The organism is Gimibacter soli (assembly GCF_028463845.1).
Taxonomy (GTDB): domain Bacteria; phylum Pseudomonadota; class Alphaproteobacteria; order Sphingomonadales; family Kordiimonadaceae; genus Gimibacter; species Gimibacter soli.
Window position 1 is genome coordinate 2,252,109 of the sequence record NZ_CP116805.1, and the last position, 23,249, is coordinate 2,275,357.

Sequence of the window (23,249 nt, forward strand, 5' to 3'; positions counted from 1 at the left end):
AACCGGTTTCGCGCTATATACGGTGCGGGACTTTCGAGTACCGACTGGATAAGGGATACCGCTCCATGGCTCAGACGACCAACCCGCGCGAGACCAACCCTTTTGCCGATGTCACCACGAACCCGTTCGATGATGACAAACTCAGGGAAGAGTGCGGCGTTTTCGGTATCTTCGGCACACCCGATGCTTCCGCTCACTGCGCACTCGGCCTTCACGCCCTGCAGCACCGCGGCCAGGAAGCAGCCGGCATCACCTCCTACGGGTCTGAACAAGGCTTCCACTCCAAGAAAGTCCTCGGCCATGTTGCCGACAATTTCACCAGTCAGGATGTGATCGACAGCCTGCCCGGCCACTGCGCCATCGGGCATGTGCGCTATTCCACCACTGGCGGCACCGGCCTCATGAACGTGCAGCCGCTTTTTGCCGAGTTTGCCTCGGGCGGTTTCGCGGTAGCCCACAACGGCAACCTGACGAACGCCACGCATCTCCGCAAAAGCCTCGTTCGCCGCGGCGCCATCTTCCAGTCGACCTCCGACACCGAAGTCATCCTGCACCTGATCGCCAAAAGCCATTTCCGCACCCTGATGGACCGGTTTGTGGATGCCCTCAATCAGATTGAAGGCGCCTATTCGCTCGTCACCGTCGCGCGCGAAGGCATGATCGGTGTGCGCGATCCGCTGGGCGTTCGTCCGCTCGTTCTTGGCAAGCTCGACAAGGCCTGGATCATGTGTTCTGAAACCTGTGCGCTTGATATCATCGGTGCAGAATTTGTGCGCGACGTGGAGCCGGGCGAAGTGGTGGTCATCACCGAAGAAGGCCTTACCAGCCTGAAGCCCCTAAAGCAGGAAAGTGCGCGCCCCTGCATTTTCGAGCATGTCTATTTCGCCCGCCCCGACAGCTTCATGGATGGCATGAGCGTTTATGAGGTCAGGAAGCGTATCGGTGCCGAGCTTGCCCGCGAAAACAGCGGCAAGGTTGATGCCGACCTCGTGATCCCGGTGCCGGATTCGGGTGTGCCTGCCGCCATCGGATATGCGCAGGAATCGGGTATTCCGTTCGAGCTCGGCATTATCCGGAACCATTATGTGGGCCGGACCTTCATCGAGCCTTCCGACCAGATCCGCCACTTCGGCGTGAAGCTGAAGCACAATGCCAACCGCTGGCACATCAAGGGCAAGCGCATCATTCTGGTGGACGATTCAATCGTGCGCGGCACCACAAGCCTGAAGATCGTGAACATGATGCGCGAAGCGGGCGCGACCGAAGTGCATATGTGCATCGCTTCCCCGCCGACCGCCCACAGCTGCTTCTACGGCGTGGATACGCCCGAACGTTCGAAGCTTCTGGCCGCGCGCATGGATATCGAAGGCATGTGCAAGCATATCAATGCCGACAGCCTGACCTTCCTGACGATCGACGGCCTGTACCGCGCCGTGAACCGCCCCGAAGGCCGCGTCAAATCCTGCCCGGCCTTCTGTGACGCCTGCTTCACCGGCGATTATCCGACCTTCCTGACCGACCAGTCGGAAGCGGAGGCCGGCGACAGCCAGCTTGAACTCATCGCCTCAACCGGACGCTGATACCCATGACCAAACTTCTTGATGGCCGCCTCGCCCTCGTGACCGGCGCCTCCCGCGGTATTGGCCGCGCTGTTGCCTTGGCACTTGCCGAAGCCGGCGCCGATGTGATCATCACGGCACGGGCGCGCAGCCAAAGCTCGCTTGAAGACGTAGACGACCAGATCCGTGCCATGGGCCGCAATTGCACCATCGTGCCGATGGACCTGAAGGACCATGACAGTATCGACCGGCTGGGTGCAGCGATCTATGAACGCTGGGGCAAGCTCGATATCCTTGTCGGCAACGCCGGCGTTCTGGGCACCATCAGCCCGCTGGGCCATATTTCGGTGAAGGACTTTGCCGAACTGCTGGACGTGAATGTCACCGCCAACTGGCGCCTCATCCGCTCTATGGACCCGCTTCTGAAGCGTTCGGACGCCGGCCGCGCGATCTTCGTCACCTCGGGTGCGGCCACCAAGAACCGCGCCTACTGGGGCGGTTATGCGGCCACCAAGGCAGCCCTTGAAAGCCTCGCGCTCACCTATGCTTCCGAGTGTGAAATCACGCCGATCAAGGTCAATCTCGTTGATCCCGGCCCCATCGGCACCGCCATGCGCGCCAAGGCCGTACCGGGCGAAGATGCCTCGACCCTGCCGAAGCCGGCCGATATCGCACCGCTCTTTGTCGAGCTCGCGTCACCTGCCTGCACAAAACAGGGTGAAAAGGTCAGCTTCTACGATTGGGCCGGCCTGAAGCGCGACTGAGCTTCATTCCTTGTGATAAATCGCCATCAAGCGGCGCACAGAGGCGGAGACCGTGGTGCGACCACCTTTGAGCTCAGCTTCGACACCCTTGAGTGCAGCTGAAACGCCCTCGTGATGATAAAAGTCGGCCAGTAGCCGGTCGGCAATCTGGGCTTTCAGCCACGCCAACCGCTGCTTTTCACGCCGGGCCTGCCGCTCGCCATTCTCCGTCATCAGCCGCTGGTGCTTTTCAACCTGCGCCCACAGGTCATCAAGGCCGTCGCCTTTGAGGCCGGAACATGCCACCACCGGCGGATGCCAGCTGGGACTGATATCGGTCAGGATATGCAGCGCCGATTTATAATGGCGCATGGCATCGGTGATCTTGTCCGGGAAGGCATCGGCCTTGTTGATGGCGATCATGTCGGCGAGCTCAAGGATGCCTTTTTTGATCCCCTGCAGGTCATCGCCTGCCCCCGGCAGCATCAGCACGAGGAAAAAGTCGACCATATCGGCGACCATCGTTTCCGATTGCCCGGTGCCGACGGTTTCAACGAGCACGACATCATAGCCCGCCGCTTCCATCACCACGATGGTTTCGCGCGTCGCCCGCGCCACACCGCCAAGCACGCCCGATGACGGGCTCGGCCTTATGAAGGCATTCTCGTCGCGCGACAGGGCTTCCATCCGGGTCTTGTCGCCGAGGATTGAGCCACCTGTACGGCCGCTGGACGGGTCAACCGCCAGTACCGCCACCTTGTGCCCGGCGCCGGTGAGCATGGTGCCCAAGGCCTCGATGAAGGTTGATTTGCCCACCCCCGGTACGCCCGAAATGCCCACGCGCTGCGCACTGCCGGCAAACGGCAGCAGCTTATGCAGCAGCTCCTGCGCCTGTTGCTGGTGCGCCTCGTTGCGGCTTTCAATCAGCGTGATCGCCCGCCCGATAGCGGCACGCTCGCCAACGCGGACACCGGCGAACAGGGCTTCAATATCGGGCATGGCGCCGCTCACGCTGCCTTCAGCTCATAACCAAGCCGGGCGCCGAGCTTTTCAAGAAGCTCCACAGCGCTATCGGCAATCACGGTGCCCGGCGGGAAGATGGCTTCGGCGCCGGCGTTCCTCAGCGCGTCATAATCCTGCGGCGGGATCACGCCACCGGCAACGATCATGATATCCTCGCGGCCGAGGTCCTTCAGTGCGGCCTTCAGTGCCGGCACGAGTGTGAGGTGACCCGCAGCGAGCGACGAGGCACCGACGATATGAACGTCGTTTTCCACCGCCTGTCGGGCGGCTTCCTCAGGCGTCTGGAACAGCGGGCCGATATCCACGTCAAAGCCGAGATCGGCAAAGGCCGAGGCGATCACCTTCTGGCCGCGGTCGTGGCCGTCCTGCCCCATCTTGGCGATCAGGATACGCGGGCGGCGGCCATCGGCCTTTTCGAAAGCGTCGACAAGCTTCAGTACCTTTTGAACCTTTTCCGTCGTCAAGCCGACTTCCTTGCCATAAACGCCGGTCACGGCGCGAATTTCCGCCTTGTGGCGGCCATAGACCTTTTCAAGCGCCGTGGTGATTTCACCGACCGTTGCCTTGGCCCGGGCGGCTTCAACCGACAGCGCCAGAAGGTTGCCGGTGCCAGTTTCAGCGGCCTTGGTGAGGGCGTCAAGGGTGCGCGCCACATCAGCGTCGTTCCGCTCGGCCCGCAGGCGTTCAAGCTTGGCGATTTGCGCTGCCCGCACCGCGCTGTTATCGACCTTGAGGACATCGATTTCCTCGGTCTCGTCCAGCCGGTATTTGTTGACGCCGACGACCGTCTGGCGACCGCTATCGATCCGCGCCTGTGTGCGGGCGGCGGCGTCTTCGATCCTGAGCTTCGGAATGCCGGCCTCGATGGCCTTGGCCATGCCGCCTTCGCGCTCCACTTCCTGGATATGGCCCCAGGCCCGGGCGGCGAGGTCAGCGGTCAGGCGTTCGACATAATAGCTGCCGCCCCACGGGTCGATAACCCGGTTGGTGCCCACTTCCTGCTGGATGAAAAGCTGGGTGTTGCGCGCGATCCGGGCCGAGAAATCGGTCGGCAAGGCGAGCGCTTCATCAAGCGCGTTGGTGTGCAGGCTTTGCGTGTGGCCGTGCGCAGCCGCCATTGCCTCGATACAGGTGCGGCTGACGTTATTGAACACATCCTGCGCAGTCAGGGACCAGCCGGAGGTCTGGCAGTGGGTCCTGAGGCTTAGCGATTTCGGGCTTTTGGGGTTGAAGTCCTTCACGAGCTTCGCCCAGATCATGCGGGCGGCGCGCATCTTGGCGACTTCCATGAAATAGTTCATGCCGATGGCCCAGAAGAAGGACAGGCGCGGCGCGAAGGCATCAACGTCCAGCCCGGCCTCGACGCCCGCGCGGAGATACTCCACACCGTCGGCGAGCGTATAGGCAAGTTCCAGATCCGCCGTCGCGCCTGCTTCCTGCATGTGATAGCCGGAAATCGAGATCGAATTGAACTTCGGCATGTTGGCGGAAGTGAAGGCGAAAATATCGCTGATGATCCGCATCGAAGGCGTGGGCGGGAAGATATAGGTATTGCGGACCATGAACTCCTTCAGAATGTCATTCTGGATGGTCCCGGAAAGCTTGTCGGCGCTCACGCCCTGCTCTTCCGCCGCTACGATATAAAGCGCCATCACGGGCAGCACAGCACCGTTCATGGTCATCGAGACCGACATCTGGTCCAAGGGGATGCGGTCAAACAGCGTGCGCATGTCGTAGATGCTGTCGATCGCCACACCCGCCATGCCCACATCGCCCATCACGCGCGGATGGTCGCTATCATAGCCCCGGTGGGTGGCCAGATCGAACGCGACCGAGAGGCCCTTCTGCCCGGCCGCCAGATTGCGGCGGTAGAAGGCGTTGCTGTCCTCGGCGGTCGAGAAGCCCGCATATTGGCGCACCGTCCATGGCTGGTTCACATACATGGTGGGGTATGGCCCGCGCAGGAAGGGCGCTGCCCCCGGCCATGTATCGAGGAAATCGAGGCCTGCAACATCAGCCGCCGTATAGTGCGGCTTCACATCGATGCCCTCAGGCGTGGTCCATACGTCGCCGCCCTTCGGCGCGCCGTCCTTGGCGGGTGCGTAGGCGAGTTTGGTGAAATCGGGAATGCGGCTCATGCTGCCTCTCCCTCGTAAAAGCGGCTGAGTGATGCGATCACATCGCTGCCCATGAAAATGAAGTCGCTGACCCCGTGGGCAGCGAGATTGTCGGCGTTTGCCGGGCGGCCAGCGATGATGACGCGCACGGCGCCTGCGTCTTTCAGCGCCTGCACGGCGGCAAGGCCTTCTTCCTCATACCGCGCGTCACTGCCGCAAAGCACTGCAACCGTAGCGCCTGACTGGCGGAAGCCTGCGGCCAGATCATCACTTTCAGCCACATGCGCCGCCACGCCGCCTGCCTCGAAGAAATTCTTGGCGAAGGTAACACGGCCCGTATGTTCGGCAACGCTGCCGAGCGTGGCGAGATATACGGCTGGCCGCGCGCCGGTTTCATCCAGCATGGCGTCAGACAAGAGCCGCAGGCGCTCGTAATCCTCCGCATAGCGGTGGAAGCCGAAGGACCGTGCGACCTCAACAGCATGCCGTGCGGGCTGCGCGCCCACCGGGATCGCGCCAAAGCCCTCAAGCGGCTTCTCGTCGATATTCGGAAACTCGCTGACGCCGGTGACCGGCTCCTTGCGGGTGGCGAGTTTGGCGCGGCGGGATTGCCAGACGGCCGCGCAGTCTTCGGCGATGAGCCCGGCGCGCACCGCGGCAACGGCACCACCTGCGGCTTCAATCTTCTGGAAATAGTCCCATGCCTCGCGGGCGAGCTCCGCCGTGATTGTCTCGAACGACCATGCCCCGGCAGCCGGGTCATTCACCACCGCTGCGTTGCTTTCTTCCTGCAGGATCACCTGCACATTGCGGGCAATGCGGCGCGAGAAGGCGCTGGGCAGGCCCAGCATCGTATCGTGCGGCATCAGGCACACGCTATCCGCCCCGCCGATGCCGGCTGCAAAGCCCGCTGCCGTGGCGCGCAGGATATTCACCCACGGGTCCTTGATCGTCATCGAGCGTAGGCTGAGCACACCGGTAAGCTTTGCCGGGGTGTCCGTCACATCCATCGCGTCCTGCACCCGCGCCCACAGGCGACGGGCAGCGCGGAATTTGGCGACACTCATCATCATGTCGGGGTCAGTGGCCAGCACGAAGGAAAGCTGTGTGACTGCTTTGGAGAGCGGCACACCGGCAGCTTCCATGGCGCGGAGATAAGCAAGGCCGGCCGAGAGCATATAGCCAAGCTCCATCGGCGCCGTGCCGCCCGCCGTTTGCACGATGCCGGCATCAACCATGAAGGCGCGAAGGCCCGGCGGGGCCTCCGCAACCCGTGCTGCGATGGCGGCACCATCCGCGATGGCGGCTTCAAGCTTCTGCGGCAGACGCCCGGTTTGGGCCAGCACGCCTAGGGGATCGATCCCGAGCGTGCCTGTCACGCTGCTGGCGGCATGGCCGCGCGCGGCGACAAGGCCAAGGAAAGCTTCGGATGCCAGCGCGAAATCCTCGCCCGGCAGCAGGGTGACGGGGGCGAGATCCAGATACACACCCTTCAGCGCTTCCCCCAGATGTTCGATCGCGATGCCCGGTGTGCCGCCAGCGGCGAGCTTCAGCACGATGCCGGTGGCGCCGCGTTCAAGATCTTCAAGGATCGCGGCATTCGTCGCTGCAACGTCGGGGTTCCAGTGCGGGGTATCGATGCCCCACGCGCCGGTGCGGCCAGCCGGTTGCGGCTCCACGCTCGCGTTATCGGCAGCATAGAGCGGCTGCAGGGTCAGGCCCTCCAGCGTCTCGGCGAGCATCACCTTGTCGTAAGGCTTGCCTTTCAGGACTCCGTCGACCATGGCGCGCCAGGCCGCCCTGTCGACCTTCTTGAAAGCATCACCCAGCATGAAAGTATCGGTCTTCTGAACCATGACCCGTCCCTTTTTCAGGTTTCTTGTGTCAAACGTGGCACTTGCCACTTATAGCACGGCACTGAGCATCCGGCAGGTGGCAAGCACCAGAAACAGCCCGAAGATGATGCTGAGCACCTGTTTTGGCAGCTTGTGGGCGAGCTTTGCCCCCAAGGGTGCCGTGATAACGGAAGCGACAGCCATCAGGCCTGCCGCCGGCAGATAAACGAAACCAACCGTGCCCGCTGGCATGCCGGTGATGCCTGACCCGGCAGTCAGATAGCCGATACCGCCAGCGAGGCTGATCACAAGCCCCGCGAGCGATGACGTGCCAACCGCGCGCCAGATGGGCATGCCATGAATGGTGAGGAAAGGCACGGAAAAGCTGCCGCCGCCGATCCCCATCACGGCAGAAAAGAAGCCGATGACAGCGGGGCCGATGAAACGCCCGAGGCCGGTGGGCAGGCCGCCCTGAACCCGGAACCTATCCAGCGGCAGGATCATCTTCAGCGCCAGAAGGGCCGCAAGGCCCGCGAAGATGAACACCAGTTCACGCGTTTTAAGGGTTTCGGCAAATTTGCTGCCAATGAAGGCCATGATGGCAAGTACCCACCACCAGTCCTTCACCACGGCCCAGTCCACCCCGCCCTTCCTATGATGGGCATAAACGCTGGACATATTGGTGGCGACGATGATGACAAGCGAGGTGGCGACCGCCATATGCATATGCCACGCATCCGGCACGCCGATCACGCCAAGGGCGATGAACAGGGGCGGAATGGTCACAATACCACCGCCCACGCCGAGCAACCCGGCGATGAGGCCCGCGAGCATCCCGGCGCCAAACAGCCCGGCCATCAATGGAAGGATATCCGGCGTCAACCCCGCGTCCCCTCATGACACAAATATTGCGGCGCAGCATGGGGGGATAAGGCGCCAAGGTCAAGCGCGGATAGGACCAATTTGATTTGAGCCCATTTGAACTTGATAAATATTAGAACCGTCCTCGGATTACGCCATTGTCGTGCCAAAATTCGTGCATCAATTGCATTGATGCTATTGTAAGACGGTTACAGAAAGGGCACCGACATGAGAAACTGGAAACCAGCTGTCTTGATAGTCGTTACCTTTTATGTCGCTGCCTTTCTTGCATGGAAGTACTATTCAGACAGCTTTTATCTATCTCTAGCACCAGCGAACGCAGGTGTTCAGCGGATCGCTTATCATGCAGCCAGCGACTACGACTTTGGCCCCGGCGCCAATGGCATCACTGTTCTGATATATTATTTGAAGCCGGAGACAGCGGCTGCGCTTCTGGCATCGCCAGATGCGTTTATCGCGGGTCTGGAAGAAGGAAACTATGGGCGCGACGTCCACTGTCGAGCATTCGGAGAATGGAAGAAGACCCCCGTGCTCAATCGTCGATCAGATACAAGCAAGCTATCGTTCGCCGCTTATGTAGAGCCCTATATAGACAGCAACATTCTGGAAATGGACAGGGCCTATATCCCGCAGATTGAAGAGGCCTTTAGCAGCGATGAAAACTATTACGCCTGGGGCCGTTGCGGTGTGTTTGTGCTTGTTCCGAAGAAAATGCAGGCCGTCTATTTTGGCCCTTGGTCATGAACGCTAAACAAAAGAGGCCAGCGATTGCTCGCTGACCTCTTCATTGGTCGGGAAGACAGGATTCGAACCTGCGACCCCTACACCCCCAGCGTAGTGCTCTACCAGGCTGAGCTACTTCCCGTCCGAGAAAATTGCCTCATCAGCGGGGTGTGGGCGGCGCGGACTATAGCGGCGGCAAACCGGGTCTGCAACAGCGCAATTCGTGTTTGGGTGAAGTTTTTTCAGCGTGCCGGAAAAGGCAGTTAGCCAAGCGTGTTGCGCAGGCGGCGGAGCTCGGCCAGCAGTTCACCAAGGCGGCGTTTCACCTGCGCGCGGTCGGCACCACGCGGCAATTGCACCACGGTTGCCGGCGTCGCTTGCGGGGCGGCGGCCACAGGGCGCACGGGCGGCTGTGGGGCCTGAGGTGCCCTAGCCACAGCGGCAGGCGCAGCGGGCGCGGCCTTTTCCTCCACGCCGGTGGCGCCGTCCTCATCGGGATCAAGCGGCAGGTCATCATCCTGCAGCGTCTGCTGCACGGTGGCCTTCACGCCCTGTTCCTTGAACAGCTTCTGCACACCGCGGATGGTGTAACCGTCCGAATGCAGCAGTTTCTTGATGGCAAAGAGGAGTGTGACGTCTTCAGGACGGTAGTAGCGGCGGTTGCCGCCACGTTTGAGCGGGCGAATTTGCGAGAATTTGCTTTCCCAGAAACGGAGCACATGCTGCGGCAGGTCCATTTCTTCGGCGACTTCCGAAATGGTCCGGAAGGCTTCGCGAGCCTTGCCACCCCGCCCTCGCAGGTCTCCGTCGTCCACTTGCACCACCTTACTCGTCGTCGGTTCGATCAATCGTTGATCCGGTCTTTCATGACCTGGCTCGGCCGGAAAACCAGCACCCGGCGCGGATCGATCGGCACTTCATCGCCGGTTTTCGGATTGCGGCCCATGCGGCCGTTTTTCTGGCGGACGAGGAAGCTGCCGAAGGACGAGATTTTCACATTCTCGCCGTCAACCAGGCAGTCGGAAATCTCGCCGAGAACCGCTTCCACGAGGGCGGCGGATTCGTTGCGCGACAGGCCCACTTCTTCGTAAACCGCTTCCGTCAGGTCGGCGCGGGTCAGCGTCTTGTGGCTCATGGCGATCCCTTTCGCTATCAGCACTGGCAACATGGCCAGACTTCATAAGGTAAGGGAAGGCGGCGGGCCTGTCAATCAGGCCCCACCTTTTGCATATATTTTATAACGACTTATAGAGGGTTTTTGATGTGAAACTGCGGGTTTCAAGCCATTTCAGGCCGCCCCGGCTTCCTCTTCATGCCCCGGCACATCCGGCAGATCGGCGGAAATGAGCCGAATCAGATCAGCCTCAACCATATCGATCGCCGTGATGACAGCCGTTTTGAAGCCCTCGGCCGACGCGCCGCCATGGCTTTTCACCACGAGGCCGTTGAGACCAAGGAACACGCCGCCGTTATGGTTGTTGGGGTCCAGATGCTCGCGCAGCTGACGCAGCCCCCGGCGGGCGAACAGATAGCCGATCTTGGCAAGGAGCGACGAGCCGAACGCGCGGCGCAAAAGTTCCCCCATGAAGCGGGCGGTGCCTTCGGCGGTTTTCAACGCGATATTGCCGGTGAAGCCATCGGCCACAACCACGTCCACAGCCCCTGCCCCGATGGCGTCGCCTTCGGTGAAGCCCACGAATTCCATCGGGATATGGCTTGCCTGTTTCAGGATGTCCGCCGCTTCACGCAGCGTTTCCTTGCCTTTCAGCTCCTCGACACCGACGTTCAGAAGCGCCACGGTCGGGCGGCTGAGGCCAAGCACGGTGCGGGCGTAAGCTGCACCCATCACGGCGAATTCCACAAGGTTGCGGGTATCGCATTCCACGTTGGCGCCGAGGTCCAGCATCACGCTTTCACCGCGCAGTGTGGGGACAGGGGCGACAAGCGCGGGACGCTCGATCCCCGGCATGGTGCGCAGGATGAATTTGGCGAGCGCCATCAGCGCGCCGGTGTTGCCGGCAGAAACCGCCACATCGGCCTCGCCGTCCTTCACCGCCTGCAGCGCAAGACCCATCGAGGACTGACGGCTGCGCCGCAGTGCCTGCGAAGGCTTGCAGTCGCTTGTCACCACTTCATCGGTGTGGACAAGGTCGCTTGCCGCATCAAGTTCCGGAAAGCTCGCCAGCATCGGCCGCAGGACATTCTCGTCCCCGAAGATCACAAACCGCACACCCGGATAGAGGACGCGGGCTGCAGCCAGTCCCTCGATCACCATTTGCGGGGCATGGTCGCCGCCCATGGCGTCGACCGCGATTTTCGCTTTGTCACTCACTCAACTGACCTATTCTTGTTGCCCCTGGTGCGTCTCGCCATCCACCCCCCAGCGGATTGCAGGCTAATAGAAGCCCGCAGGCAATAGGCACCCGAAAGGGCTTACCCCTGTTTCAGGTTAGAGTAAATAGTTTCGACAAGCGTTCAAGGCTTGTCACGAAGGCCTGCCAGCGCGGCAAACGGGTTCGGTTTATCGGTTTCCGGTGCATCGACTTCCACGCCCTGCGCGTTGCCGGTATCAAGCTCGGCCCCTTCCGCACGCGGCCACGGGTTCATCAGAACCGCAAGCGTCTGCACCAGAATCTCGCCTAGCGGCACCTTGTCGCCCTCAAGCGCGTCATAGTCCGGAATTTCGGGATCGAGATAGGCTTCGTCGGCGTCCAGCCGGTCGGCCTCTTCCGGGGTCACCAGCATCAGCTCGAAACTGCTGTCCACAATTTCTGGCACATCGGCGAGTGTGACGCCGCAGCGCTGGATGATATCCGCCTGCAGGTGACCGGAAAGCATGATGCCGCGGCCCCGACCGGGGGCGGAAAGGCTGGCTTCTGCCGTCAGCTTGTTCACGGCCTTCAGGGAAAAGCGCTCGGCAATCGCTGTGCATTCAGCTTCCGTGGCCGTGAAGGCAAAGGAGCGCGGCTCGCGGTCCACATCAGCCACCGGGAATACGCTATCGGCATGAATGGTCTGGGCCATGCGTCAATCCTTCACAAGTTCGCCAACTGCCGGAAGCGACAGTTTAGCATCACTGAGTGCCTCGTCAGACACATTCTTTAGAGCATCGATTGCAGCCAGCACGTAAGCCGCGAGCTTTGCGGCATGCGGCGTTTCGGCCTCGCGGTACACGTTCCGCCGGATTGCATCGGTGAGCGCCTCGAGCGGCGCATCGCTGCCGACCGCCATATCATAGGCGGCAAGACGCCCGAACCAGGCAGCGCCCATCTTTTTCACTTCCTTGCCGACGCTGAGGTCACCGACCCCCATTTCGCGCAAGGAGCGGTCCATATCGGCGATCATGGCTTCCTGCGCGGCGCGCTGCAGCACCTGCCCCCGGTCGCCCATCGCCAACAGGCGGCAGGACAGGATGAAAAGATGCAGGCAGATCATGTCGAACCGGCCTTCGACCGTGTCTTCCACGCCGTGGTCGGTGTAATAGACAGGGTCACGCGCCCGGTCCACGACCGCGCCATAAAGCTTGTAACCGCTTATCTGCAGGCGGCGATTGTTGAGCCAGCGTTTCAGCATGCAAGCCTAACCTTCCGAGAAACATCTTTTGTCGCCGAGGGGCTTATCATGGAGCCTTGCGCGGCGCAATGATTAGGGGCTATCAATGAGCAACCCGCCGGGCGAGGCCGATGCTCCACCCCGGCAGAACTGAAACTGGACAGGACCCGCATGATTTTCAAGACTGCCCTTCCGGCCCGCCTGATTGCCGTTGCCACGCTTGCCGTTGGCCTTGGCGCCTGTAGCGATACCCGCATGGTGCGCGGCTATGTGTTCGACAAGGAACTGGCCGCAGCTATCCAGCCCGGCGTTGATAACCGCGATTCCGTGACATCGACCCTCGGCACGCCGACGCTGCCGGGCGAATTCAACGATGCGACCTGGTATTATGTATCGACCACCGTGCGCGTGCGCCCGGTTTTCTGGCCTGATCCCAAAGAGCACCGCGTGCTGGCCATCCGCTTCAACGATGCGGGCGTGGTGGAGGACATCACCAACTACGATCTTTCGCACACGCGCACCATCACGCCGGTGGCCGACAAGACCCCGACGCGTGGCCGCGAGCTGAATATCTTCCAGCAGATTTTCATGAATGTTGGCCGCTTCTCCGGCCAAGCGCCTGTGGGTGCCGAAGGGACCGTCGGCCCGAACGGCTGATCACCGCGTTCAACACTTCAAAGCAAAAGCCCCGGCGGAAACCGGGGCTTTTCTTTTTTTGGGCTACCAGCTTCCTTAGTGCGCCATCATGGCGAGGAGAAGAAGGGCCACGATATTGGTGATCTTGATCATCGGGTTCACGGCAGGGCCTGCCGTATCCTTGTAGGGATCACCAACGGTATCGCCGGTCACGGCTGCCTTGTGGGCTTCCGAGCCCTTGCCGCCGTGATTGCCGTCTTCGATATATTTCTTGGCATTATCCCAGGCACCGCCACCGGCGGTCATGGAAAGCGCCACGAACAGGCCGCCCACGATCACCCCAAGGAGAAGCGCGCCAAGGGCTGCAAAAGCTGCCCCCTCGCCCGCAATCGCCTTGATCACATAGAAGGTGATGATAGGTGCCGCAATCGGCAGCAGGCTCGGCACGATCATCTCGCGGATCGCCGATTTGGTCAGAAGGTCCACCGAACGGGCATAGTCGGGCTTCGAGGTGCCGGCCATGATGCCGGGATTTTCCCGGAACTGGGCACGGACTTCCTCAACCACGGCACCACCTGCCCGACCAACGGCTGTCATGCCCATCGCACCGAAGAGATACGGCAGCAAGGCACCAAGGAACAGGCCGACCACCACATAGGGGTTCGAGAGGCCGAAATCGACCGCTACATGCCCGAAGTAGGTCTCCAGGTCCGCCGTGTAGGCACCGAACAGCACGAGAGCCGCGAGGCCTGCCGAACCGATGGCGTAGCCCTTGGTTACCGCCTTAGTGGTGTTGCCAACCGCATCAAGGGCATCGGTGCGCTCGCGCACGTCATCCTCAAGACCAGCCATTTCAGCAATGCCGCCAGCGTTGTCGGTGACCGGACCGTAGGCATCAAGGGCTACAACCATGCCAGCAAGCGCCAGCATCGCGGTAGCCGCAAAGCCAAGGCCGATGAGGCCCGCCATATTGTAAGCCACGATGATACCGACACAGATCACAATGGTCGGCAGTGCCGTGGCTTCAAGCGACACGGCAAGGCCCTGGATCACGTTGGTGCCATGGCCGGTTTCCGAAGCCTTGGCGATCGACCGTACGGGCCGGTAGTCGGTGCCCGTGTAATATTCGGTGATCCAGATGATCAGGCCTGTGACCACAAGGCCGACGATCCCGCAATAATAGAGATCAACACCTGTGAAAGTCATTCCCGACTTGGTGGTGATTACCGTGCCAAGGTCGCCGCCCAGACCCCACTCCATTGCGAACCACATGATGGCAGCAGAACTGAGTGCTGTGACAGTGAAGCCCTTGTAAAGAGCCCCCATGATATTCTGGCTTTTGCCCAGCTTCACAAAATAGGTGCCGATGATCGAGGTGATGATGCAGGCGCCACCAATGATCAGCGGCAAGCTCATCACTGCGGCGGTGTTGCTCGTGATAAACAGTGCTGACAGCACCATGGTGGCACCGATGGTCACCACATAGGTCTCGAAAAGGTCAGCCGCCATACCGGCACAGTCGCCCACGTTATCACCGACGTTATCGGCGATAACGGCCGGGTTGCGCGGGTCATCCTCGGGGATGCCGGCTTCCACCTTGCCCACAAGGTCGGCGCCCACGTCTGCACCCTTGGTGAAGATGCCGCCGCCGAGGCGCGCAAAGATCGAAATGAGCGAGGCGCCGAAGCCTAGGGCGACGAGCGCATCGATCACCTCGCGGCTTGTCGGGTCATAGCCCCGTGCGCCAGTGAGGTAGGTGTAATAGCCCGCAATGGCTATGAGACCAAGGCCCGCCACCAGCATGCCGGTCACCGCGCCTGATTTGAAGGCGATGGTGAGGCCCGCCTGCAGGCTGGTGCGTGCGGCTTCGGTGGTGCGGACGTTCGCTTTCACCGAAATCAGCATCCCGATGAAGCCCGCCACGCCTGAAAGCACCGCGCCGATTACAAAACCGGCGGCCGCGAGGCCGCCGATGGCAAAGAAGAGCGCGATGGCAACCGCCACGCCTACAATCGCAATGGTGCGATATTGGCGGTTCAGGTAAGCCTTTGCACCTTCCTGGATGGCGCCTGCGATTTCCTGCATTTTTTCGTTGCCGGCAGAGGCCGACAGAATGGATTGACGCGTAATGATGCCGTAAACCACGGCCAAGACGCCGCACAGAATAGCAGCGTATAACACTTGCATGTGAATTATCCCCCTCGAACAGGCCGAACTCTGAGACCCAATATGGTTTAACCACTTGGCGAGCAGCCTTCAGGGGCTTGGAACGCGTAACAGTCTGCCTTTCCCCGAGGCCACTCACGTTAACGGCCCGACCCTCCCCCAAAACTTCCGAAGGTCGAACAGGATCAGTCTAGGGACCGATTTCGCGGGGCGCAAGGGGGCACTTTCAGAAGCAAAAAGCGCCCCGAATGGAGCGCTTTCAACTGTGATAGCAGTATCTTATCGAAAATCAGCGCGACGCGCGCACCGCTTTCGATACGCTGACGGCATAGACAACATCGTTACCAAGCACGCTGTTGGCCCGTTCTTTCAGCACGTCGGCGGCCTTGTCGAGATCAAGCTCCATCGGGCTGTCGGCGCGCATCAGATCGGTCTTGCTGATCGCCGAAATGAAGGCATGCTGGAGGCGCGGGCCAGCGGCACGGACCTTGTCCAGATTCTCGGCACCATCGACTTCAATCGTCAGGTCGATGAAATAATTGCCAAGGAAGCTCATCTTGCCGCCGCGCGAGGCATAGATCGGCACAGCCAGCCGCTCGATCGTGTGGCTTTGCGGGTCGGTTGGGCCTGCAGGCACTTCCGGCTCGGCTGCCGCATGCTCGTCCGCCGCGCCCTCTTCCGCCTGATTGCCGAAAAGGAAGAAGCCGCCCCCGGCACCGAGGCCAAGCCCGAGGACAAGGCCGACGATCAGGAGCATCTTGCTCCCTTTGCCACCACCTGGTTGTGCTGCGTCTTCAGCTGCCATACTTGCTCCCTTTCCACTCAATCGCCAAAATGGCTGTATCCGCCGGCGCCAGTTTGCACAGGCACCCCCGCCTGATCAACCATCACGACACCCTCACCCGTTTCCACACGTCCGACACGGGTGACCGGAACACCTGCCAAGGTGCCGGCAGCCAGTATCTTCTCCCGCAGGAAAGCGGGCGCAGTGAAAACCAGTTCATAATCGTCGCCGCCTGACCAGATGCAATGGTCGAGGCCGGGATTTTCTTTCAGGCATGCCAGCGCGGCTTCAGAAACCGGCAGCAGGGTTCGTTCAACAACCATCTGCACACCTGATGCCTTGGCGATATGTCCGGCATCCGCGATCAACCCGTCAGAAACGTCTGCTGATGCTGTCGCCAGCCCACGCAGTTGCGTACCCAGTTCAAGTCGCGCCACCGGCTGCTCAAGCCTTTGGCGCAATGCCGCGTCGGGCTCCCCGCCCTTTAGCATGGCGCCAAGCGCAAGTGCGGCATCGCCGAGCGTGCCGCTCACCCATATATCGTCGCCAACAGTGGCGCCATTACGGCGGATCATGGCGCCTGCGGGGCATTCCCCGATGGCTGTGATGCTGATAGTGCGAGGGCCGGTCGACCCCGTGCTGTCACCGCCCGCGAGCGTCAGGCCGCCTGCCTCCTGCGCCGCACGCAAGCCCTCAGCAAAACCTTCAAACCAGCTATCTGGTGTGTCCTTCGGCGCCGAAAGGCCGACGAAATAGAGGCGCGGACTGGCGCTCTTGGCGGCGAGGTCCGAAAGGTTGACCATCAGGGCCTTCCAGCCAAGTGTTACAGGATCGACATCCGAAAGGAAATGGATGCCCTCTGTAAGGACATCCTTGGTGATCACGAGATCCCGGCCCTGCGTGGGGCTGAAAAGTGCAGCATCATCAAGGAGGCCGAGCCCTTCAGGGCCGGCGAGCGGCGCGAAGCAGCGCCCGATCAGGTCAAATTCCCGGCTCATCCCTTGGGCTCAGCCGCCATGTAAGCTCAGCTCCGCGCTGTGCGGGCAAGCTTGTCGAGCACGCCGTTCACAAAAGCCGCTTCCGTGCGTTCGTAGAAGGCATGGGCCACATCGACATATTCGTTGATGACAACAGCTGTCGGCACATCGGGGCGCGCCGAAAGTTCGTAGGCGCCCGCGCGGAAGATCGCATGAATGATGCTTTCAAGGCGTTCAAGCGGCCAGTCCGCGGCCAGGCAACCACGGATCGCTTCGTCAAGGTCAGCGCGGCGTTCCCACGCACCCTTCACGATATCGCCGAAAAGCTCGGTATCTGCTTCCACATACTGGTCGCCTTCGATCTCGGCACCAAGGCGGTGACGGATGAATTCCTCAATCACCAGCGGCACTTTGGGATCGTCGCTGACACCAAGCTGATAGAGCGCCTGAACAGCGCCAAGGCGGGCGGCACTACGCGGGCCGCCGGGCTTTTTCTGGGTCTGGCCGGCCATCAGATTACGCCGAAGCTTTTGCGGAGCGCAGCCATGCGCATCGCAGCATTGGCAGCGTCGGCGCCTTTGTTTTTCTTGGTGCGCAGCGCGCGCGCCCAGGCCTGGTCGTCGTTTTCAACGGTCAGAATGCCGTTACCGACGGCGAGATTATATTTCAGCGCCAGTTCCTGCAGGCCACGGGCAGATTCGCCGCACACATAGTCATAGTGCGTGGTTTCGCCGCGGATCACGCAGCCAAGGGCAACGTAACCGTCGTAATCGAGGCCGGAACCCGAATGAGCGAACTTGATCGCCGCCGGAATCTCGAGGGCACCGGGCACGTCGACACGGTCAAACGTGGCACCAGCTTTTTCGATGGCATCAATGGCACCCGCGACGAGTTCGTCGGCGAGGTCTGTGTAGAAGCGCGCTTCCACGATCAGAAGATGCGGCTTGTGGTCGGACACGGCGTCATTCCTTTTCTTTGTTCAGCCGCACCTTCAGGGCGGCGGGCGTCCATCAGGCGCCGGGGATTGGGCGGTGTTCTACAATATCGAGGCCATAGCCATCAAGGCCCACGACGTGGCTGGCCGAATTAGAGAGCAGAATCATGTGGCGCACACCGATATCCCGCAGGATCTGGGCGCCGATACCATAGTCACGCAGTTCATTATGCTGGCCATCTGCCGGTGCTTTGGCCTGAAGCGCCTGCGAGGGGCGCATGCCGGCGAGGCCCGGGAACAGCACGACAATGCCCTTGCCTTCAGCTTCGATCACATCGAGCGCCCGGCCGAGCTGGCCCGAACGCGGGCTGGCACCGTCGAGCATGTCTTCAAACGGGTTCATCGAATGCATGCGAACGAGCGTCGGCTGATCGGCATTGATGTCACCCAGCACCAGCGCGACGGTTTCGCGGCGGTCGGAGGTGGCGTTATAAACACGCACGGTCCATTCAGCACCGCTGCGACGCTTGAAGCTCGACGTCGCGATAGTTTCCACCAGATGGTCATATTTCAGGCGGTATGCGATCAGGTCGCGGATGGTGGCAACCTTCATCTTGTGCTCTTTGGCGAACTCCACAAGCTCAGGCAGGCGCGCCATCGTGCCGTCGTCATTCATGATCTCGCAGATCACGGCCGAGGGGTTAAGGCCCGCAAGCCGCGAAATATCGACCGAAGCTTCGGTATGGCCTGCGCGTTCCAGCACACCGCCATCACGCGCCATCAGCGGGAACACGTGGCCGGGGGTGGCGAGATCGTCCTTGCCCTTCGATGCATCGATGGCAACAGCGATGGTGCGGGCGCGGTCTGCGGCCGAAATACCGGTCGCCACACCCGTTTTCGCTTCAATCGAAACGGTGAAGGCGGTCTGGTGACGGCTTTCGTTATTGTAGCTCATCAGCGGCAGGCCAAGCTCCCCCACACGCTGGCGGGTGAGCGGCAGGCAGATCAGGCCGCGGCCATATTTGGCCATGAAGTTGATCGCCTCAGGCGTCGCCATCTGCGCGGGGATGATCAGGTCGCCTTCGTTTTCGCGGTCTTCGTCATCCACAAGGATATACATGCGGCCGTTACGGGCGTCTTCGATCACGTCCTCGATGGGGGAGAGGTAGGATTGCGGCACCGATCAGGCCCTTTCAGTCAGCCGCGCCACATAGCGCGCGAGAATATCGAATTCCACATTCACCCGGTCGCCCGTTTTGGCGGTGCGGAAGCTTGTCACTTCCTGCGTGTGGGGAATGAGATTGATGGCAATCACGGTGCCATCCGCCGTATCCGTCACCTTGTTCACGGTGAGCGACGTACCGTTAATCGCCACACTGCCCTTTTCTGCAACATAGCGGCCCCAGCGCGCCGGCACCTCGATATCCATGGCGATGGAGCCACCGACCGTTTCAAACCGAACGATCGCGCCAACGCAGTCCACATGGCCGGTGACGATATGGCCGCCAAGCTCGTCGCCAAGTTTCAGCGAGCGTTCGAGATTGATCAGGCTGCCGACCTGCCAGTCCCTAAGGGCGGTCACGCGCAGCGTTTCATCCGAAACGTCGGCCGCGAACCAGTCGTCGCCCTTGTCGACTACGGTGAGGCAAACACCCCCGCAAGCTATGGAGGCCCCGATGGCGACGTCGGAAAGATCGTAGCCGGTGCCGATGACAACCCGAAGGTCGCCGCGTTTTTCAAGCGCCTTGACCGCGCCCACATCCGTGACAATGCCCGTAAACATGCCGCCTCGTTACTCTTCCTTGATCCAGGATGCAAGAACATCGGGCCCGAGCGGGCGCATCCCATGAAGTTTCAATCTGGGCGCTGAACCGAGCGCCGTCAAGCCGAGTGCGGCAATTGCGGGCGTCGCGTCACCGCCAAGCGCCATGCCGCTCACGAAATGTTCAACACGTGCTGCGAGCCCGGCCTTCAGGAACGAGGCATGAACCCGCCCGCCGCCTTCAACGAGGACACGGGTAAGGTCTTCGTCACCAAGCAGCATGGCCACAGTGTTCAGGTCACGGATGTCTGACACATTCAGAAGCTTTACGCCTGCAACTGCGAGCGCGTCAAAGGCGGGGCCTTCCGCGCATTCCGTGATGACCCACAGCGGCAAACGAGCCGCTGATTGAACGAGTTTCGAGGTAACAGGCAAACGCAGGGTGCGGTCCAGCACGATCCGGATGGGCGAGCGGTCCTCAAGCCCCTCGATCCGGCAATCGAGCACCGGATCATCGGCAAGCGCCGTCCCAATGCCAACAAGGATGGCATCGTGCGTGGCACGCATCATGTGCCCCAGGTGCCGGGATTCTGGACCTGTGATCCAGCGACTCTCCCCGTTTGAAAGCGCAATGCGACCATCAAGGCTTGTGGCCATCTTCAGGGTGAAGGCCGGCTGGCCGGTGGTAACGCGCGAGAAGAAACCGGCGTTGATCGCCTCAGCCTCGCCCTTGCGCACACCTTCAGTGACCTTGATCCCTGCCGCCTTCAGGATAGTAATCCCCCTGCCCGCAACGCGCGGGTCAGGGTCGCCTGCCGCCGTCACAACGCGCGCGACACCGGCCGCAACCAGTGCCTCGGCACAGGGCGGCGTTTTGCCGTGATGGGCGCAGGGTTCCAGTGTGACATAGGCAGTAGCACCACGGGCGCTGCCACCAGCTCGTCTTAGTGCTTCGGCTTCGGCATGCGGTCGCCCGCCCGGTTGCGTATAGCCGCGACCAATGACGACACCGTCCTTGACGAGGACGCATCCAACTGAAGGGTTCGGGAAAGTGCGGCCCATGCCGCGGCGGGCCAGCGTCAGGGCATGGCCCATCAGGCGCGCGTCATCCGGCTGCTGGGGCGCGCCAGCCACTCATGCTTCCCCGGCGTCCTCGTCAGTCGGCTCCATGCCGCTGAGGAAGTTTGCAAAGTCGGAAGCTTCACGGAAATTACGGTACACCGAGGCGTAACGCACATAGGCAACCTGATCGAGGCGCTCCAGCCCTTCCATCACCAACTTGCCGATCTGGTCGGAATGCACTTCGCTGTCACCCAGCGATTCCAGCTGGCGGACGATACCGTTGATCATACGTTCGATCCGCTCGGATTCCACCGGGCGCTTACGAAGCGCGATATCGAGGGAGCGTTCCAGTTTGTTGCGGTCGAACGGCACATGACGACCGTTCCGCTTGATCACGGTCAGCTCACGCAGCTGCACGCGTTCAAAGGTCGTGAAGCGGGCGCCACAGGCAGTACAGGAACGACGACGGCGGATCGCGGAATTGTCTTCCGTGGGCCGTGAATCCTTAACCTGGGTATCTTCATGCTGACAGAACGGGCAACGCATTGATCAAATCCCCCTTGGTAAACCGGCTGGTGCGAACCCCCATCCGCACCAGCCAGCGTAGCTTCAGGCAAGGTCTTCGTAAATCGGGAAGCGCTTGCAAAGGTCGGCCACCTTGGCGCGGACCGAGGCTTCAGCCGCCTCGTTATTTTCCGGATTGGCTTTGAGGCCATCCAGCACTTCGGTGATCATGTCGGCAATCGCGATGAATTCGGCTTCGCCGAAACCGCGCGTCGTGCCGGCCGGCGTACCGAGACGAATGCCCGAAGTGATGAAGGGCTTCTCGGGGTCAAACGGAACGCCGTTCTTGTTGCAGGTCATGTGGGCGCGCTCCAGCGCTTCATCAGCTGCTTTACCGGTCAGGCCCTTGGGGCGCAGGTCAACAAGCACAACGTGCGTGTCGGTGCCACCTGAGACGATATCGAAGCCGTTTTCCTTCATGCGGGCAGCCAGTGCCACCGCATTCGTAACGACTTGGCCGGCATAAGCCTTGAACTCGGGGCGGAGTGCTTCACCGAAGGCGACAGCCTTGGCGGCAATCACATGCATGAGCGGACCGCCCTGCAGGCCCGGGAAGACGGCCGAGTTGATCTTCTTCGCCACATCCTCGTGGTTCGTGAGGATCATACCACCGCGCGGACCGCGGAGCGTTTTGTGGGTCGTCGTGGTCACCACATGGGCGTGCGGCAGCGGGCTGGGGTGCGCGCCACCAGCCACAAGGCCGGCGAAGTGGGCCATATCGACCATCAGGTAAGCACCGACGCTGTCGGCGATCTGGCGGAAGCGAGCGAAATCGATCTCGCGCGGATAAGCCGAGCCGCCGGCGATGATCAGGGTCGGTTTGTGCTCCTTCGCGAGACGCTCGACCTCGTCATAGTCGATGAGCGCGTCTTCGCGGCGTACACCATATTGAACGGCATTGAACCATTTGCCCGAAAGCGCCGGGGCCGCACCGTGCGTCAGGTGGCCACCTGCATCAAGCGACATGCCGAGAATGGTGTCACCCGGCTTTACAAGCGCGAGCATCACGGCGCCGTTCGCCTGCGCGCCCGAGTGCGGCTGCACGTTGGCGAATTCGCAATTGAACAGCTTCTTGGCGCGGTCGATCGCGAGGTTCTCGGCGATATCAACCTGATGGCAACCCTGATAGTAGCGCTTGCCCGGATAGCCTTCGGCATATTTGTTGGTCAGGACCGAGCCCTGTGCCTCAAGCACTGCGCGACTGACGATGTTTTCAGACGCGATCAGCTCGATCTGGTTCTGCTGACGGGTCAGCTCGCCGTCGAGGGCGGCTTTCAGTTCGGGGTCGGTTGCAGCCACATGGGCTGAAAAGAAGCCATTCTGGGTAAATTTGCTCATGGAAAGTACCTCGTGCGCTATGCTCAGAAACCGGTTGATCGCGTCTTTAGCCTTTAATGCCGAGCTTGTCGACCCGGCGTTGATGGCGGCCACCCTCGAACGGTGTGTCGAGGAATTCATTCAGGCAATCGATGGCCACTTCGTCGCCGATGAGGCGCGCGCCAAGGGCCAGTACGTTGGCGTCATTATGCTGGCGCGACAGGCGGGCCATCAGGCCGCTTTGGCACAGGGCTGCACGCACGGCCGGGTTGCGGTTTGCGGCAATCGAGATACCGATGCCGGAACCGCAAACAATAACGCCGCGCTCGGCCTTGCCGGAGGCAATCGCCTCGCCAACTGCTGTACCAAAGTCCGGGTAATCGACCGAATCCAGGCTGTGGGCGCCAAGGTCCAGCGCTTCATAGCCGCGGGCTTTGAGCCACTCCTTGACCTTTTCCTTGAGGGCATAGCCGGCGTGATCGGAAGCAAGGGCGATGGGTTTGGCGCTCATGATCGGTCCATTCGTATCGGTTGGGGAATTTCAGTTGCGAGAAAAAGACCAGATGAAGCCTTTTCAGCCTGTCTTTTGCTCCGCCGCGTCTTAGCACAATAG

At 61.2% G+C, this 23,249-nt stretch carries 24 protein-coding genes and 1 tRNA gene; 4 read left to right on the plus strand and 21 right to left on the minus strand.

What is annotated here, in order from left to right; all coding sequences use genetic code 11:
* Nucleotides 1–65: 65 nt before the first annotated feature.
* Together purF and PH603_RS10535 are read left to right on the plus strand one after the other, a co-directional pair.
* Nucleotides 66–1,580: an amidophosphoribosyltransferase gene (gene purF, locus PH603_RS10530; RefSeq protein WP_289502487.1), complete on the plus strand. Its 1,515-nt coding sequence runs from the start codon at nucleotides 66–68 to the stop codon at nucleotides 1,578–1,580.
* Between the two features lie 5 nt (nucleotides 1,581–1,585).
* On the plus strand, nucleotides 1,586–2,323 hold the full coding sequence (locus PH603_RS10535; RefSeq protein WP_289502488.1) for an SDR family NAD(P)-dependent oxidoreductase: 738 nt from the start codon (nucleotides 1,586–1,588) through the stop codon (nucleotides 2,321–2,323).
* Between the two features lie 3 nt (nucleotides 2,324–2,326).
* Here the strand turns inward: PH603_RS10535 and meaB are convergent, their stop codons facing one another.
* Genes meaB through PH603_RS10555 form a run of 4 tightly spaced genes read right to left on the minus strand, consistent with a single transcriptional unit; the run spans nucleotide 2,327 to nucleotide 8,159 of the window.
* Complete coding sequence (meaB, locus tag PH603_RS10540; RefSeq protein WP_289502489.1) at nucleotides 2,327–3,301, minus strand: methylmalonyl Co-A mutase-associated GTPase MeaB; 975 nt, start codon at nucleotides 3,299–3,301, stop codon at nucleotides 2,327–2,329.
* Between the two features lie 8 nt (nucleotides 3,302–3,309).
* On the minus strand, nucleotides 3,310–5,463 hold the full coding sequence (gene scpA, locus PH603_RS10545) for a methylmalonyl-CoA mutase (RefSeq protein ID WP_289502490.1): 2,154 nt from the start codon (nucleotides 5,461–5,463) through the stop codon (nucleotides 3,310–3,312).
* Entirely contained in the window at nucleotides 5,460–7,298 is a 1,839-nt protein-coding gene (locus tag PH603_RS10550) for a methylmalonyl-CoA mutase family protein (protein ID WP_289502491.1), read from the minus strand. Before PH603_RS10550 ends, scpA begins: the two co-directional genes overlap by 4 nt.
* A 48-nt stretch (nucleotides 7,299–7,346) precedes the next feature.
* Complete coding sequence (locus PH603_RS10555; protein ID WP_289502492.1) at nucleotides 7,347–8,159, minus strand: sulfite exporter TauE/SafE family protein; 813 nt, start codon at nucleotides 8,157–8,159, stop codon at nucleotides 7,347–7,349.
* Between the two features lie 207 nt (nucleotides 8,160–8,366).
* On the opposite strand from PH603_RS10555, the gene PH603_RS10560 reads away from it, so the two are divergent.
* Nucleotides 8,367–8,903 carry a hypothetical protein gene (locus PH603_RS10560; RefSeq protein WP_289502493.1) on the plus strand — a complete coding sequence of 179 codons (537 nt, stop codon included), beginning with the start codon at nucleotides 8,367–8,369 and terminating at the stop codon, nucleotides 8,901–8,903.
* A 44-nt stretch (nucleotides 8,904–8,947) separates the two neighbouring features.
* Here PH603_RS10560 and PH603_RS10565 read toward each other — a convergent pair.
* The 6 genes from PH603_RS10565 to PH603_RS10590 all read right to left on the minus strand — a co-directional run bounded on the left by PH603_RS10565 (nucleotide 8,948) and on the right by PH603_RS10590 (nucleotide 12,455).
* Nucleotides 8,948–9,024, minus strand: a tRNA-Pro gene (locus tag PH603_RS10565).
* A gap of 121 nt (nucleotides 9,025–9,145) precedes the next feature.
* Complete coding sequence (locus tag PH603_RS10570) at nucleotides 9,146–9,730, minus strand: MerR family transcriptional regulator (protein WP_289502494.1); 585 nt, start codon at nucleotides 9,728–9,730, stop codon at nucleotides 9,146–9,148.
* Nucleotides 9,727–10,017: an integration host factor subunit alpha gene (locus PH603_RS10575; RefSeq protein ID WP_289502495.1), complete on the minus strand. Its 291-nt coding sequence runs from the start codon at nucleotides 10,015–10,017 to the stop codon at nucleotides 9,727–9,729. The genes PH603_RS10570 and PH603_RS10575 overlap by 4 nt, the downstream gene beginning before the upstream one ends.
* A gap of 153 nt (nucleotides 10,018–10,170) precedes the next feature.
* The gene (plsX, locus tag PH603_RS10580; RefSeq protein WP_289502496.1) at nucleotides 10,171–11,214 is read right to left on the minus strand and encodes a phosphate acyltransferase PlsX; all 1,044 of its coding nucleotides are present in this window, start codon (nucleotides 11,212–11,214) and stop codon (nucleotides 10,171–10,173) included.
* A 143-nt stretch (nucleotides 11,215–11,357) separates the two neighbouring features.
* Nucleotides 11,358–11,906, minus strand: coding sequence for a YceD family protein (locus PH603_RS10585; RefSeq protein ID WP_289502497.1), 549 nt, complete (start codon nucleotides 11,904–11,906; stop codon nucleotides 11,358–11,360).
* A gap of 3 nt (nucleotides 11,907–11,909) precedes the next feature.
* Complete coding sequence (locus PH603_RS10590; protein WP_289502498.1) at nucleotides 11,910–12,455, minus strand: ubiquinol-cytochrome C chaperone family protein; 546 nt, start codon at nucleotides 12,453–12,455, stop codon at nucleotides 11,910–11,912.
* A 150-nt stretch (nucleotides 12,456–12,605) separates the two neighbouring features.
* On the opposite strand from PH603_RS10590, the gene PH603_RS10595 reads away from it, so the two are divergent.
* Nucleotides 12,606–13,091: an outer membrane protein assembly factor BamE gene (locus PH603_RS10595; RefSeq protein WP_289502499.1), complete on the plus strand. Its 486-nt coding sequence runs from the start codon at nucleotides 12,606–12,608 to the stop codon at nucleotides 13,089–13,091.
* 75 nt (nucleotides 13,092–13,166) lie between these two features.
* Here PH603_RS10595 and PH603_RS10600 read toward each other — a convergent pair whose 3' ends face one another.
* The 11 genes from PH603_RS10600 to rpiB all read right to left on the minus strand — a co-directional run bounded on the left by PH603_RS10600 (nucleotide 13,167) and on the right by rpiB (nucleotide 23,147).
* On the minus strand, nucleotides 13,167–15,257 hold the full coding sequence (locus PH603_RS10600; protein ID WP_289502500.1) for a sodium-translocating pyrophosphatase: 2,091 nt from the start codon (nucleotides 15,255–15,257) through the stop codon (nucleotides 13,167–13,169).
* Nucleotides 15,258–15,525: 268 nt separating this feature from the next.
* Nucleotides 15,526–16,041: a hypothetical protein gene (locus PH603_RS10605; RefSeq protein ID WP_289502501.1), complete on the minus strand. Its 516-nt coding sequence runs from the start codon at nucleotides 16,039–16,041 to the stop codon at nucleotides 15,526–15,528.
* A gap of 17 nt (nucleotides 16,042–16,058) precedes the next feature.
* The gene (gene thiL / locus PH603_RS10610) at nucleotides 16,059–17,018 is read right to left on the minus strand and encodes a thiamine-phosphate kinase (RefSeq protein ID WP_289502502.1); all 960 of its coding nucleotides are present in this window, start codon (nucleotides 17,016–17,018) and stop codon (nucleotides 16,059–16,061) included.
* A 26-nt stretch (nucleotides 17,019–17,044) separates the two neighbouring features.
* A complete protein-coding gene (gene nusB / locus PH603_RS10615) occupies nucleotides 17,045–17,509 on the minus strand; it encodes a transcription antitermination factor NusB (protein WP_289502503.1) in 465 nt (154 codons plus the stop codon).
* Nucleotides 17,509–17,955, minus strand: a complete 447-nt coding sequence (locus tag PH603_RS10620) for a 6,7-dimethyl-8-ribityllumazine synthase (RefSeq protein ID WP_289502504.1) — start codon at nucleotides 17,953–17,955, stop codon at nucleotides 17,509–17,511. The genes nusB and PH603_RS10620 overlap by 1 nt, the downstream gene beginning before the upstream one ends.
* Before the next feature lie 52 nt (nucleotides 17,956–18,007).
* Nucleotides 18,008–19,111: a 3,4-dihydroxy-2-butanone-4-phosphate synthase gene (gene ribB / locus PH603_RS10625; RefSeq protein WP_289502505.1), complete on the minus strand. Its 1,104-nt coding sequence runs from the start codon at nucleotides 19,109–19,111 to the stop codon at nucleotides 18,008–18,010.
* Nucleotides 19,112–19,114: 3 nt separating this feature from the next.
* Entirely contained in the window at nucleotides 19,115–19,714 is a 600-nt protein-coding gene (locus PH603_RS10630; RefSeq protein ID WP_289502506.1) for a riboflavin synthase, read from the minus strand.
* A gap of 9 nt (nucleotides 19,715–19,723) precedes the next feature.
* Entirely contained in the window at nucleotides 19,724–20,827 is a 1,104-nt protein-coding gene (ribD, locus tag PH603_RS10635) for a bifunctional diaminohydroxyphosphoribosylaminopyrimidine deaminase/5-amino-6-(5-phosphoribosylamino)uracil reductase RibD (RefSeq protein WP_289502507.1), read from the minus strand.
* On the minus strand, nucleotides 20,828–21,301 hold the full coding sequence (nrdR, locus tag PH603_RS10640) for a transcriptional regulator NrdR (protein ID WP_289502508.1): 474 nt from the start codon (nucleotides 21,299–21,301) through the stop codon (nucleotides 20,828–20,830).
* A 63-nt stretch (nucleotides 21,302–21,364) separates the two neighbouring features.
* A complete protein-coding gene (glyA, locus tag PH603_RS10645; protein WP_289502509.1) occupies nucleotides 21,365–22,657 on the minus strand; it encodes a serine hydroxymethyltransferase in 1,293 nt (430 codons plus the stop codon).
* 46 nt (nucleotides 22,658–22,703) lie between these two features.
* A complete protein-coding gene (rpiB, locus tag PH603_RS10650; RefSeq protein WP_289502510.1) occupies nucleotides 22,704–23,147 on the minus strand; it encodes a ribose 5-phosphate isomerase B in 444 nt (147 codons plus the stop codon).
* Nucleotides 23,148–23,249: the final 102 nt, after the last annotated feature.